Below are 13,017 nucleotides of genomic sequence, written 5' to 3'. Positions count from 1 at the left end.
CCGCCCCCCTCATCGGCCCCCGGGCCCCCGGTCTCGGCGGTCTCCTCACCGCCAGCGTCCGCGCTCGTGTCGGTCGGATCTGCGTCGCCATCTCCGTCGCCTGGGTCGCCGTCGCCGTCGCCGTCGCCGTCGCCTGGATCCCCGTCGCCATCGCCGTCCCCGGGGTCCCCGTCTCCGTCGCCAGCGGCCTCGCCGGGCTTGAACGCGTCCTCATCGAGGGGCGGCGGGACCACGCCGGTCCACTCGTAGGCGCCGATGTCCGGGCTCGCGTCGCGCTCGAAGCCGGCGAAGTCGAGGGCGACCGTGGCCATGGCCACGCCGTCGACCAGCGCGCCGCCCTCGCTCGGGACGAGGTAGCCAGGCTCGCCGAAGATCGACGACTGCACGGCCGCGCCGTCGACCATGACCGTGCCCGGGGCTCCGTTGGCGTTGGCGTCGGTCGCGTTGGCGTCGACGGTGGCCGCCGCGGACGGCGGCCGCAGCCCGTCGGCGCCGTTGCTGACCAGCGCGAGGTTGCCGACGAAGCTGCTCGGCCGCGCGCCGTCGTCGAGGGCCCAGTCTGCGGCGGTCCAGCGGATCCCGTGGGCATCGGCGCCGCCGACGGTCTGGACCACGGTGTTGTGCAGGACCTCGAGCGAGCCGTAGTAGGTCGAGCCGCCGTAGCTGCGCGGCTGCAAGAAGATTGCGATGCCGCCAGCGTCGATGACGATGTTGTTCTCGATCGTGGCGCCGGCCGCCGCGTTGATGCCCTCGTTGCGCGGCCGGACCAGCAGGTTGCCGACGATCCGGTTGCTGCCCGCGAGCTCCGAGCCGACCGGCTTGGGCGCGCTGTGATAGACGATGATCCCCGCGCGCGTGGTCCCGCCGACGTCGACCATCACGTTGTCGGCGATCAGGTTGTCGTGGTTGCCGCTCTTGAGCTGGATCCCGTAGTGCGTGTCCGAGGCGTCGTCGGCCGGGCAGCGCTCGAGCAAGTTGGCGACGATCTGCGAGTGGTGAGCCCAGCGCAGCGGGTTGTCGTCCTCGTAGTAGCCCCAGTAAAAGCACGACCCGCCGATGTCGTGGATGTGGTTGGCGGTGACCACGATGTCGTGGATCTCCCGCGCCTGCGAGCTGATCGCCACGTTCCCGGTGTCGTGGAGCTCGAGCTTGTCGATCACGACGTGGTGGCTGGCCTCGCCCATCCCGCCGAACTTGATCAGATCCACGCCGTTGCCCGTCGTCCCGCCGACGAAGCTGAGCTCGAAGTCACGCAGCTCGACGTAGCTCGACGAGATGATGTCGATGACGTTCGAGCCGCTCGACTGGCCGATCACGTGGCTGAGCCGCTCGCCCGCCATGCTCAGCGTCCCGCGGATGACGATCGGCGCGCCCTCTTGGCCCGCGAGGCCGTCGAGGGTGAGGTTGTCGAGGGGGAATTCACCGGGCTCGAGGGTCAGCGTGTCGCCGGGTCCGAGCCCGGCGAGGCAGGCTTGCAGCGCCGCGGTGTCGGCCGCGCTGCAGTCGGCAGCCGACGCGGGGCTCGGGCGGGCGCACAGCAGCGTGAGGACAGATAGCGGGATCAAAGCACGAGCGCAGGACATACCCGACCATCGCACGCCGCTGGCCCGGTCGAAGGCCGCCAGGGGGCCACACATACGATCGCGTACAACGGGCGCCGAGGAGCGAAGCGGCCGGGCGCGCAGTTTCCGCAGCCGCCGAGATGCGAAAGTGTCTGTGGGGGTCTAAAGGTTAGGGGTGAGGCTCACGAGCGCAGCGGCGCTGTCGATCTTGGTCACGATCACCGCGTGTGGCGGGGCGTCAGCGCCTACCGCCGCCGACGCCCGCGGCCAGGGGTCCGACAAGGGCGACGACGGCGACGACGGGCCGGGCTCACGAGACAAGACCTTCGCCCCGCCCAAGGTCCACCTGATCCGCTACGCCTGCCAGGGCTTCGACGCCGCGGTCGCCGACGCGGCCCCACCCGATCAGCTGCTCTCACGCTCGGCTGCCCGCGCGGTCGAGCTCGGCGGCGCGCCGGTCGAGGCCGCGACTCGGCGCTGGGCCCTGCTCCCGCCGCAGGGCTTGCTCAAGGAGATCGAGCGCTACGAGGGCCAGGCCGAAGCCAGGGCCGACGAGTGCGCGGGCTTGCGTGCGCACCTCGAGCGCATGGCGATCCGGTCGAGCAGTCACTGAGCTGCGTCTTTGCCACCCGGCTCGCGGCTGGTCGCGCCCGGCGGTGGCCCGACCGCGCGCAGGTGGGCGAAGCTCGAGTGCTTCGGGGGCTCGAGCGGGGCATAGCCGCTCTCCTCGATCAGCTCCTGGGCTTCGGCCGAGAACACGAAGGCGATGAACTCGGCCGCCAGCGGGTCGGCCTCGTCGGCCGGGACCACGAACGCGAGGTCCTTGTAGATCGGGTAGCTGCCCGTGCGCACGGCCTCCTGGTTGGGCTGGTGGCCCTCGAACTCGAGCACGACGATCGGCAGGTCCTGGATCACCGCCAGGCCCTGATCGAACAGCCCGACCGCGCCCGGGGTCGAGATCAACGCCTCTTGCATCGCGCGATCGTTAAACAGCTTGCGGCCGCGGTCGGCGGCCCAGGCCTCGGCTTCGACCGCCTCGAACTCGGGCACGACTTTTTGGGCCGCGCGATGACTCGAGTCGCCGGGCTCGCGCTTGAGCAGCACGATCGGCGAGCCGTCGGACCAGTGCTCGCGCCGACCGGCGTAGAGGTCGAGCAGCTCTTCGCGGGTGATGCCGCGGACCGGGACCGAGGAGTTCGCGGCCAGGACCACGGCCACGCGCGCGTAGGGGATCGCAACCAGCCCCTGGTCGACCTCGGCCGGCTCGAGCTCGCGCGAGATCAACCCGATCTCGATCGCGCGCTCGAAGGTCGCGCGCACGCCCCCAGCCGAGCCGATGCTCTCGTGGACCCGGACCCGCAGCCACGGGCGCTTGGCCACGAACGCGCCCGCGAGCGCTCGCGTCAGCGGCAGGTTGCTGCCCGAGCCCGCGAGCCGCAGCAAGTTGGCGGGCTTGGGTGCGGCCTGAACGATCGAGAGCTCGGGGTCGACGCCCTCGGCGCCGTCGTCGAGGTAGGGCGGCTGCGGGCTGCTCTCGACCAGGCGGATCAGCAGCCAGCCCGTGATCAGCAGCAGCGCCGAGCCGATCAGGGCCAGCGCCCACCCGACCGCCCGCGCTCGCTCAGTCATCGTCGTTGCGCGAGGTCGGGCCCGAGCCTGGCGGCGGCGGCCGTCGGAGCTCGCGCAGGAGCTCGGCCTCGGGGCTGTCGGGCTCGGGCTCGTGGGCGTAGGTCCAGCGCACGCGCGGCGGCAGCGACATCAGGATCGACTCGGTCCGTCCGCCGGTCTTGAGCCCGAACAGCGTGCCGCGGTCGTAGACGAGGTTGAACTCGACGTAGCGACCGCGACGCAGCTCCTGCCACTCGCGCTCGCGCGGCGACGAGGGCGTGCCGACGCGACGGTTGACGATCGGGACGTAGGCGTCGAGGAAGCGCCGGCCCGCGTCACGCACGAACGCGAACACCCGCTCGCGCCGCTGCGGCTCGTCCTTGGACACCCACAGATAGTCGAAGAACAGCCCCCCGACCCCGCGCCGCTCGCCGCGGTGCGGCAGATAGAAGTAGCGGTCACACCAGTTCGACCACGCCGGGTAGTCGCCGACGCCCTCGTGGGCCTCGCAGACCTCGCGCCAGACCTGGTGGAAGTGGAGCTTGTCCTCGGCGTGGAAGTAGTAGGGCGTGAGGTCGGCCCCGCCGCCGAACCACGCCTTGTCGCCGTGCTCGAGGTGGCGAAAGTTGGCGTGGACCGTCGGCACGTGGGGGTTTCGCGGGTGCAGGACCAAGGACACCCCGCTGGCCCAAAACGACTTGCCCGAGCCGGGGACCTTGGCCGCGAACTCGTCGCTGAACTCGCCGTCGACCTGCGAGAACGAGACCCCGCCCTTCTCGAACACCATCCCGTCCGAGAGCACCCGGCTGCGCCCCCCGCCGCCGCCCTCGCGCTGCCACAGATCTTCACGAAAAGAGGCCGAGCTGCCATGCTCGCGCTCGATCGCCTCGAGGCCCGAGCAGATCTCGTCCTGGAGGGCGCGCATGTAGCTCTCGACCTCGCCGCGGAACGCCGCGTTGGCTGGATCCGTCATCGGCGAGAGTGTAGCGCCAAGATCGAGGCTGTGGGCGCCGGCCGGCCTGAACGGAAATGCACAGGAATCGAACCTGCCCGGGACGCTCTCGCGCCCCACACCGGTTTTGAAGACCGGGGGCCGCACCAGCGGGCCATGCACTTCCGTCGGCGACGATAGCCCTCGAACGCCAACGGCGCCAGGGGCTGGCCAACCCGGTCAGCCGCTGGCTGCTTCAGACGGGAAGCAAGACTGCGAGCAGGCCTCGAGATCCGGGACGCCGTCGTCGTTGAGGTCGACCTCGGTCCAGACCGTGTCGGCCTTGATCTGAAACACGTGCTTGGCGAGGTCGCCGTCGCTGTTGAACAGGCCCATGGGCAACGAGTGGAACTCGTAGGTCGCGCTCAAGTCCCCGAAGCTCGAGAGCGAGAGATCGTGCGAGTCGCCCTCCATCGTGCCGCCGGTGTCACCCGTGCCGCCATCGCCGCTCGGAATGCCGACGACCGGCGGGGGCTCGCCCGGCGCGAACTCCTGCCAGATCATCGTCGACTCCTCGTAGGTGTAGGCGAAGCACTGACAGCTCCACGTCGACAAGCCCGCGTTGACACAGGTCGAGCTGTTGACGTCGATGTCGGTGCCCTGCTCGTGACACGCGGCGGCCGCGACGACGCCGTCGTCGGGCTTGAAGCGGAGCAAGAAGCGGTTTTTGCGGCCCTGATCGATGTCCTGGTAGGGCATCCCCTCGAGCGAGTACTTCTCGAGCGTCCACACGCCAGCCTCGTCGAACAGGCGGGTGTCTTCCTCCTTGCAGCTCGTCAAACTAGCGAGCGCGATGGCGACGGCGGCGACGGTGATGGCAACGCGGGGGCTGGGCATGACGCTTCTCTCGTGAGGCTGGCAATCCCGCAATCGGGGCCGGGACCATACCACAGGGGGAGTAGTAGCCATCCCCGCCAGGGCCGCGCAACAGCGCTGGTTGACACACACTCTACCCGGCCTTAGCTTCCCGCGCGGTGTCCGCAAAACGGGATTACTACGAAGTCCTTGGAGTCTCGCGGGAGGCCACCTCGATCGAGATTAAACGCGCTTATCGCAAGCGTGCGATGGAGTTTCACCCCGATCGCAACCCTGACAACCCCGAGGCGGAAGACCTGTTCAAGGACTGCGCCGAGGCCTTCGAGGTCCTCAGCGACGATCAGAAGCGTCAGCTCTACGACCAGTTCGGCCACGAGGGTCCGCGCGGCGCCGGCTTCCAGGGTTTCTCCGGAACCGACGAGATCTTCGCGCACTTCGGCGATCTGTTCGGGGATCTGTTCGGCAACCTCGGCTTCAACGGCGGCGGGCGCCGACGCGGCGGCCCCCAGCGCGGCGCCGATCTCAAGATGGCCATGGAGATCCCCTTCATGGAGGCCGTCGAGGGCAGCGAGCACGAGATCACCGTGCCCAAGCGGGTCGAGTGCGAGGCCTGCGATGGCACCGGCGCCGAGCCGGGGACCTCGCCCACGACCTGCCCCGACTGCAAGGGTCACGGCCAGGTCGTCCACGCCCAGGGCTTCTTCCGGGTCCAGACCACCTGCCCGCGCTGCCGCGGACGCGGCCAGATCATCGAGACCCCGTGCAGCACCTGCTCCGGCAGCGGCGCGGTCCAAAAAGAGACCAAGCTGACCGTCCGGATCCCCGCGGGTGTCGACGACGGTCAGACCCTGCGGGTGCCCGGCGGCGGACAGCCCGGCGTCTTGGGCGGACCAGCGGGCAACCTCTACGTGCTCCTGCGCGTCGAGCCCGACGAGCGGTTCGAGCGCGAGGAGTACGACATCTTCAGCGAGATCGAGATCTCGATGTTCCAGGCCACGCTCGGCACCAAGGTCACGATCCCGACCCTGACCGGCGAGACCGAGCTCGACATCGATCCCGGCACCCAACCCGAGAGCGTCATCACCCGCCGCGGCGAAGGCATCCCCGTGCTCGGCGGCCGCGGCAGCAAGGGCGATCACCACATCCGCGTGCGCGTGACCGTGCCCAAAAAGCTGACCAGCGAGCAAGAAGAGACCCTGCGCGAGCTGGCCAAAGAGATGGGCCTCGACGTCGCCGCCAAGAAAAAAGGCCTCCTGGGCTGGCTTTCTTAGACCCCCCCGGGCGTTGGCGACTCTGCCACGCACGGCCGCAAGCGGCCGGTCGCTCCTCGCTGCGCTCGTCGCTCGGTGGGCTGGTAGGAGCTGCGCAACGGTCTGCGTGGCCCCCTAAAAGGGGGCTTGGCTTCTTTGACCCCCCCGGGCGTTGGCGACTCTATCGGGATAGGGGCGCCGGGTCTCCCCGGCGGGCCCCTCCCACACCACCTGGCATGCGGGTCCGCACCAGGCGGTTCGATCGCTTGAGGTCACTTGACCAGGGTTGGGACCCCCAGTGCAGCGAGGTACGAGTTCGTGAGCACGCGATTCACCCTGCCTGTCGAGATGCGCCACTTGTGTCGGATGTGTGCGGCCACCCTCCGGGCGACCTTGTCCGAGGCTCCCAGAGCCCGCAGCGCCTTGTAGGCCCGCTTCGGTTTCTTGTACTGGGAGAGGATGAGGCACCGCACGCGGCGCCTCATCCATCCCTCTACGGCCTGGATCTTCCCAGGCGCTTCCGTGATTCCGAAGTAGTTCCACCATCCCAGCAGGTAGGCGCTCAGCTCGGCGACGACCTGCTTCACCGCACGGCCGCGAGTCCTCTTCGTGAGCTCGCGGACCCGTTCCTTCATCGCGCCCATGGCCTTGCTCGCCACCCCGATTTTCGGGCGTCCTTCCTTGTCTTCCCACAAGGAGAAGCTCAGGAACGGCCGCTCGTAGACCCGGGCGACCGTGCTCTTCGATTCGTTGACCCGAAGTTTGAGCTTGCCGAAGCGCTTGACCAGCCAACGCATCACGCGCTCGCCGGCTCGCTTCGACTTCACGAGCACCCGCAGGTCGTCCGCATAGCGGACGAACGCGTGCCCTCGCTGCTCGAGCTCCTTGTCCACCTCGTCGAGGTACACGTTCGCAAGAAGCGGCGACAGCGGACCTCCTTGCGGTGTCCCGTCGTCCCGCACCACCTTCACCCCGTCCACCATCACGCCGGCGTTGAGGTAACGGCGGATTACCCTCAGCACCTCTCGGTCCTCCACCCGCTTCGCCAGCCTGTCCATCAGTATGTCGTGGTTGACCCGGTCGAAAAATTTCTCGAGGTCGATGTCCACGACCCACACCCGGCCTTCGACGACGATGTCCCGCATCTGCGAGACCGCGTCATGGGCCGAGCGGCCCGGACGAAAACCGTAGCTGTGGTCACTGAAGGTTGGGTCGATGTGCGGCTGCAGCACCAGCAAGATCGCTTGCTGGATCAGCCGGTCGATCACCGTCGGGATGCCGAGCATTCGCTCGCCACCCCCGCGCTTCGGGATCATCACCCGTCGCACCGGTGAGGGCTCGTACGTTCCCGCGAGCAGCTGCTCGCGGACCTCCGGCCAGTGCTTGTGCACCCAGCCGGCGAGCTCGCCGACCGGCATACCGTCGATGCCTGGGGCTCCCTTGTTGCTCATCACTCGCTTCGCCGCGCGTTCGATGTTGAGGTGGTCAACCACCTCGCGCATCAGCGCGCGCGTGCCTGGGCCTTCGTTTCCAGTCGCCGCCGTCGAAGTCTGCTCGCTTCGTTGGGTCTCGCGGGATGCACCGGTCGACCACAGCGGGAGCTTCAGTTGTTTGAACGTCTGAGCCATGACTTCTCTGAGACTCCTGGGCGTCGCGCCCTCGCTCTCGTTCGGTCCTTCAGCGCGCTGCGCGCCTACTATGACCTCTGCTGACTGCTCGCTCCGCGTGCGTGACCACGTTGCCCTTTCAGGCCCTAGAGCGAGCTCTCCCTGGGTAAGAGCACTGACCTTCCCAGCACGCCGCCGGATATACGTGATGCCCTTTCTTGACCGTGATGAGCTCGCGCTGTGGCGCACGCTCGCCCGGACACCCCGCCTCAAATCCGATTTCTGTACGTCGACCCGCTGGTTCGTTTCACGCTTCCTCCAGACCCTCCGGCCCCTGTGGACCTTCGCGTCCTTGCGCTTCCCTTTCCTCGTTCACGGTCTCCTTGGGGAGGACTCTCACCTCCTGGTCAGTGCCCATGCCAGGCACACGCCACGCACGGCCGCAAGCGGCCGGTCGCTCCTCGCTGCGCTCGTCGCTCGGTGGGCTGGTAGGAGCTGCGCAACGGGCTGCGTGGCCCCCTAAAAGGGGGCTTGGCTTCTTTGACCCCCCCGGGCGTTGGCGACTCTGCCACGCACGGCCGCTGCGCGGCCGGTCGCTCCTCGCTGCGCTCGTCGCTCGGTGGGCTAGTATCAGCTGCGCAACGGTCTGCGTGGCCCCCTAAAAGGGGGCTCGAAACTTGCCCTCGGTCGGCACCACTCGACCAACGGTCCGTCCGAATGGTGCGCGACCGGACCGGCCGCAAGCGGCTGGTCGCTCCTCGCTGCGCTCGGCGCTCGGTGGGCTGGTAGGAGCTGCGCAACGGGCTGCGTGGCCCCCTAAAAGGGGGCTAGAAACTTGCCCTCGGTCGGCACTACTCGACCAGCGGTCCGTCCGAATGGTGCGCGACCGGACCGGCCGCAAGCGGCCGGTCGCTCCTCGCTGCGCTCGGCGCTCGGTGGGCTGGTAGGAGCTGCGCAACGGGGGGCTCGAAACTTGCCCTCGGTCGGCACCACTCGACCAACGATCCGTCCGAATGGTGCGCGACCGGACCGGCCGCGCAGCGGCCGTGCGTGGCAGAGTCGCTAACGGCCGCGGGGGGTCGAAGAAAGGGAGAGGCGCTTGCCTCTCCCTCTGGTCGCCCCGGGCGGTCCCGGTTCCTCGTTTCGAGGTCCCCCGCGGGCCTCGGGTTGGTTATCGCGCGTCATCAAGGGCGGGGGCTGACGCGGTGGCCGGGATCATCGGCCGGGGTTGTTGTGGCTCGTCTGGAGCCGATTCACGGGCAAGCACCCGTGTCAGGAGTGTGATCGTGGGGAGGCGGTGGCGCGCTCGAAGTTTGTTGGCCGACCGCCCAGCCGTGGACTAGGAGCTGCCTCCTTTCGCGGCGCAGGCTGTCCAAAAGCGGGAAGGGGAAAGGATCGGGGCTCGTGTTTCGATCATGTACACCTCCTGTACCGGGTGCCTGTGGCGACAATTCGATCCTAGCAGTGACTGCGGGTCGCGGCCAAAGCAGATCCTCAACCGCGGACGCATCGCCCCGAGCTGCGGAGCCGCTACCTCCGCAGTTCGGGGCCCTTTCCTTGGTCGGACGAGGTGGTCGCGGCGCCACGAACTCGAGTGCGGAATTTGCTTGCTGCCGATCAGCCCGCGATTGGCTATTCTATGCGTCTGTCCGTAGACGCGAGCCCGGCGCACAACGACATGTGTGTGCTGTCGCCATGAGCGGGTTCGCGGCCAGTCCAGCGTTGACTTGCCCCCGCGCGCGTGGCAACGCAGCGTGGTGAGCGAGCGCCGCCCCGATCACCTGCTCGTCCGCGACGATCCCCAGCGCTTTGGCCTGCGCATCGTCGATGACAACCTGTACATGGAAGACGTCGATCTGCGCACGATCGCGGCCGAGGTCGGGACCCCGGTCTACGTCTACGGCGCGGCCCACATCGAGCAGCGCTACCGCGGCCTGGTCGAGGCGCTCGCGGCTCGCCCAACCTTGATCTGCTACGCGGTCAAGGCCAACAGCAACCAGGCCGTGCTGCGCACGCTCGCGCGGCTCGGTGCCGGGGCCGACATCGTGTCCGGTGGCGAGCTCGAGCGCGCGCTCGCGGCCGGGATCCCCGGCGACAAGATCGTGTTCTCCGGCGTCGGCAAGCAGCCCGCTGAGATCGACGCCGCGCTCGCGGCCAAGGTGCGCTCGATCAACCTCGAGTCGGCCGAGGAGCTCGAGCTCGTGGCCGAGCGCGCGGCGAAGCTCGGGGTTCGGGCGCCGGTCAGCCTCCGGATCAACCCCGACGTCGATCCCGACACGCACCCCTACCTCGCCACTGGCCTCCGCGAGGCCAAATTCGGCATTGCGATGGAGCAGGGTCTCGCGCTCGCGCTGCGGGCTCACGAGCACCCGGCGCTCGAGCTCGTCGGCCTCGCCTGCCACATCGGCTCGCAGATCGTCGACTCCGCGCCCTTCCTCGACAGCCTCGCGCGGATGCGCGAGCTGATCGACGCGCTCGCCGAGCGCGGCGTCAAGCTCCGGCAGCTCGATCTCGGCGGCGGCCTCGGGATCGCCTACGAGGGCAACGACCCGGTGCTCGAGGCGGATCGTTGGGGCCGCGCGCTGGTCGACGCGACGGCCGATCTCGACTGCGAGCTGGTCCTCGAGCCGGGCCGCTACCTGGTCGGGAACGCGGGCGTCTTGCTCTCGCGGGTGGTCATGCGCAAGCAGGGCGAGACCAAAAAATTCGTGATCGTCGACGCGGCGATGAACGACCTCCTGCGCCCCGCTCTATACGAGGCCTATCACGCGATCGTTCCAGTCGAGCTGCCCGCCCCCGACGCCGCGCTCGAGCCCGTCGACGTCGTCGGCCCGATCTGCGAGTGCGGCGACTTTCTCGCCCGCGAGCGTCCGATCCCGTGGCCCGCGCGCGGGGAGCTGCTCGCGGTGCTCGGCGCGGGTGCCTACGGCATGGCCATGGCCAGCACCTACAACACGCGCCCCTTGGCGTCCGAGGTGTTGGTCAGCGGCGATCGCTGGGCGGTCGTACGTCCCCGACGCCGAGTCGAAGAGCTGCTCGGCGACGAGCGCTACCCCGACTGGCTGAGCTGAGCCCACCCAAGCGCCCGACTTGCGTGGCGCGAGTTCGGGCTTACCGTGAGGCACGTGAACCCCCCCTTGTTCGCCAAGCCCACCGCCACGGACCGACGCGATCGCTGGTCGTGGCACCTCGGCCGGATCCTGGGCATCCCGACTCGCATCCACGCCAGCTTCGCGCTGGTGTTGGTCTGGATCGGGATCTCCACCTGGAGCGCCGCGCACTCGTCCGCCGCGGTCTTGTTCGGCCTCGCGTTCTCTCTCGCGGTGTTCGCCTGCGTCTTGCTCCACGAGTTCGGCCACGCCCTCGTCGCTCGTCGGTTCGGGATCGAGACCCGGCGGATCACCTTGCTGCCGATCGGCGGCGTCGCCGAGCTCGAGCGCTCGCCCGAAGATCCCCGCGCCGAGATGTGGATCGCTGGCGCCGGCCCCGCTGTGAACTTCGCGATCGCCGCCGCGCTCGGCCTGGTCGGCGCCGCAACCGGAATCTTCGCGGGGGGCGGGTTGCTGGCTGTCGTGTTTCAGGGCCTGGTCTGGGCCAACCTGATGCTCGCGCTGTTCAACCTCGTGCCCGCGTTCCCAATGGACGGCGGCCGCGTGTTCCGGGCCTGGGCGACCAGCCGCTACGGTCGCGTCCGCGCGACCGAGCTCGCCGCGAAGCTCGGCCGCTGGCTCGCCGTCGGCTTCGGCGTGTGGGGCCTGTTCGGCGGCAACCCGGTCCTCGTGCTCGTCGCCGCGTTCGTGTGGTTCGCCGCCGGGCGCGAGCTCGCGGCCGCGCGCCGGCTCGCCGCGTTCGAGGGCCAACGCCAGGCTCGCGCTCAGTGGATCGACGCGCACTACCGTCGCCCCAACCCCCAGGGTGTCGACCCTCGCGCTGCTCACGGCCCCCGCGCTGCTCACGGCCCCCGCGCTGCTCACGGCCCCCGCGCGGCTCACGGCCCCCGCGACCCCAGGTACGTGGACGTCCACTTTCAAGCGCCGCGTTCTTCGGCTTCGGCTTCGGCCACCAGCCGCCCGCGGGTCGTGCAGCTGTGGCCGCCCCACCGCTGAGCGGTCACGCAGCGGTCACTGCAAGGGCAAGGTCCGCTGCGCGCGGACCTCGACGAACACGTCGACGAGGCCAAAGCGGCCGGCGCTGACGTGCTCGGCGTCAAAGCGGCTCGCGCTGACGCGGAGCAGCTCGGCCTCGGCCCCCTCGACCCCGAGGCCCGCGCTGGCCAGGGGCGCGAGCGCGAGGTCGGCCCGACCGGTGTCGGCGACCAGGCAGGTGACCTCTTCGCCGGCCAGCTCGCGGACGCCGTCCTCGCCCGGCGCGAAGGCCTGGAGGCGCAAGACGATCGTGCGCGAGCTCTGACCGGGTGGGCGCCAGTCGATCGTCAGGCGCCCGTCGCCGACCCGAGCGGCCTCGAGCGCGAGCTGAACGGGGACATCGACCGCGGCGCTGAAGCCCTCGAGGGTCCCGTCGGGCGAGCCATCCACGCTCACGACGACCGGCGAGGTCCCGTCGGGCTCGACGGCCAGGCGCGGGATGCGATCGTCGACCTGCGCGTACTCGACGCCCGAGAGCCAGGGCAACAGATCCGGGACCAGCGCGAGCGGAGCGACGAGCTCGCGGTTGCCGAGCAGGACCCGCAGATCCCCGGCGTCGATCATCGAGAGCTCGCGCGCGCCCTCGTCCTCGCGCGGGGTCGCAGCCGAGGGCAGCAGCTCCTCGCTGGCGATGCACTGACCCGGGACGAGCTGCTCCCAGGCGGGGACCGGGAGGTTGGTCCGGGCCCGGACGAAGTCCTCGGATACGCCGCGGTACTCGACGAAGCGGCCGAGGACCTGAAGCTGCGGCTCGGGCTCGATCTCGTCGGGCCAGGGCTGGAGGACGACGTGGACTCGACCGAGGTGACCGACGGTCGCCTCGTCGGCCGCCGCGGCCTCGGCGTGGAGCGGGCGACCGATATCCGCCGGGTCTTCGGCGCAGCCACCAACCAACGCACAGACCACGGCGAGGCCCGCGAGCCGCGCCATCGTGGTGCCGGGGTGGGACGTCGGCATGGCATTAGGGATAACGCGCCTTTGCCAATGTGTCAGCAAAGCGGACAGATCAGGGCCAGGTCCCGGGCTCGGCGTGCGATG

The 13,017-nt window shown here is 69.6% G+C and carries 10 protein-coding genes and 1 tRNA gene; 4 read left to right on the top strand and 7 right to left on the bottom strand.

Translation table 11 applies throughout. The features are described 5' to 3' along the window. Positions 1-1,565: right-handed parallel beta-helix repeat-containing protein (locus ENSA5_RS23430; protein WP_146156027.1), on the bottom strand; the 1,565-nt coding region annotated here is incomplete at its 3' end. Between the two features lie 172 nt (positions 1,566-1,737). On the opposite strand from ENSA5_RS23430, the gene ENSA5_RS23425 reads away from it, so the two are divergent. Then, on the top strand, positions 1,738-2,175 hold the full coding sequence (locus tag ENSA5_RS23425) for a hypothetical protein (protein WP_106393917.1): 438 nt from the start codon (positions 1,738-1,740) through the stop codon (positions 2,173-2,175). Here the strand turns inward: ENSA5_RS23425 and ENSA5_RS23420 are convergent. The 4 genes from ENSA5_RS23420 to ENSA5_RS23410 all read right to left on the bottom strand — a co-directional run bounded on the left by ENSA5_RS23420 (position 2,169) and on the right by ENSA5_RS23410 (position 4,998). After that, positions 2,169-3,191, bottom strand: a complete 1,023-nt coding sequence (locus ENSA5_RS23420; protein ID WP_106393916.1) for a PstS family phosphate ABC transporter substrate-binding protein — start codon at positions 3,189-3,191, stop codon at positions 2,169-2,171. The two genes, ENSA5_RS23425 and ENSA5_RS23420, sit on opposite strands and share 7 nt — an antisense overlap. Beyond that, on the bottom strand, positions 3,184-4,143 hold the full coding sequence (gene hemF, locus ENSA5_RS23415; RefSeq protein ID WP_106393915.1) for an oxygen-dependent coproporphyrinogen oxidase: 960 nt from the start codon (positions 4,141-4,143) through the stop codon (positions 3,184-3,186). Before hemF ends, ENSA5_RS23420 begins: the two co-directional genes overlap by 8 nt. Before the next feature lie 51 nt (positions 4,144-4,194). After that, a tRNA-Sec gene (locus ENSA5_RS38105) sits at positions 4,195-4,288 on the bottom strand. A 53-nt stretch (positions 4,289-4,341) separates the two neighbouring features. Then, entirely contained in the window at positions 4,342-4,998 is a 657-nt protein-coding gene (locus ENSA5_RS23410; RefSeq protein WP_106393914.1) for a hypothetical protein, read from the bottom strand. Positions 4,999-5,135: 137 nt separating this feature from the next. Here ENSA5_RS23410 and dnaJ point away from each other — a divergent pair, with 137 nt between their 5' ends. Further along, complete coding sequence (gene dnaJ, locus ENSA5_RS23405; RefSeq protein WP_106393913.1) at positions 5,136-6,248, top strand: molecular chaperone DnaJ; 1,113 nt, start codon at positions 5,136-5,138, stop codon at positions 6,246-6,248. Between the two features lie 251 nt (positions 6,249-6,499). On the opposite strand, the gene ltrA is transcribed toward dnaJ, so the two are convergent. Then, positions 6,500-7,855, bottom strand: coding sequence for a group II intron reverse transcriptase/maturase (ltrA, locus tag ENSA5_RS23400; protein WP_219906843.1), 1,356 nt, complete (start codon positions 7,853-7,855; stop codon positions 6,500-6,502). A gap of 1,736 nt (positions 7,856-9,591) precedes the next feature. On the opposite strand from ltrA, the gene lysA reads away from it, so the two are divergent. Continuing rightward, positions 9,592-10,905, top strand: a complete 1,314-nt coding sequence (gene lysA, locus ENSA5_RS23395) for a diaminopimelate decarboxylase (protein WP_258182992.1) — start codon at positions 9,592-9,594, stop codon at positions 10,903-10,905. Between the two features lie 54 nt (positions 10,906-10,959). After that, entirely contained in the window at positions 10,960-11,940 is a 981-nt protein-coding gene (locus ENSA5_RS23390) for a site-2 protease family protein (RefSeq protein WP_181198059.1), read from the top strand. Between the two features lie 15 nt (positions 11,941-11,955). Here the strand turns inward: ENSA5_RS23390 and ENSA5_RS23385 are convergent, their stop codons facing one another. After that, positions 11,956-12,936: a hypothetical protein gene (locus tag ENSA5_RS23385; RefSeq protein WP_106393911.1), complete on the bottom strand. Its 981-nt coding sequence runs from the start codon at positions 12,934-12,936 to the stop codon at positions 11,956-11,958. Positions 12,937-13,017: the final 81 nt, after the last annotated feature.

The sequence above is a fragment of the Enhygromyxa salina genome (assembly GCF_002994615.1).
Classification (GTDB): Bacteria; Myxococcota_A; Polyangia; order Nannocystales; family Nannocystaceae; genus Plesiocystis; species Plesiocystis salina_A.
The sequence above is the reverse complement of the archived record's forward strand: the minus strand, read 5'-3'. Positions and strand labels throughout refer to the sequence as shown.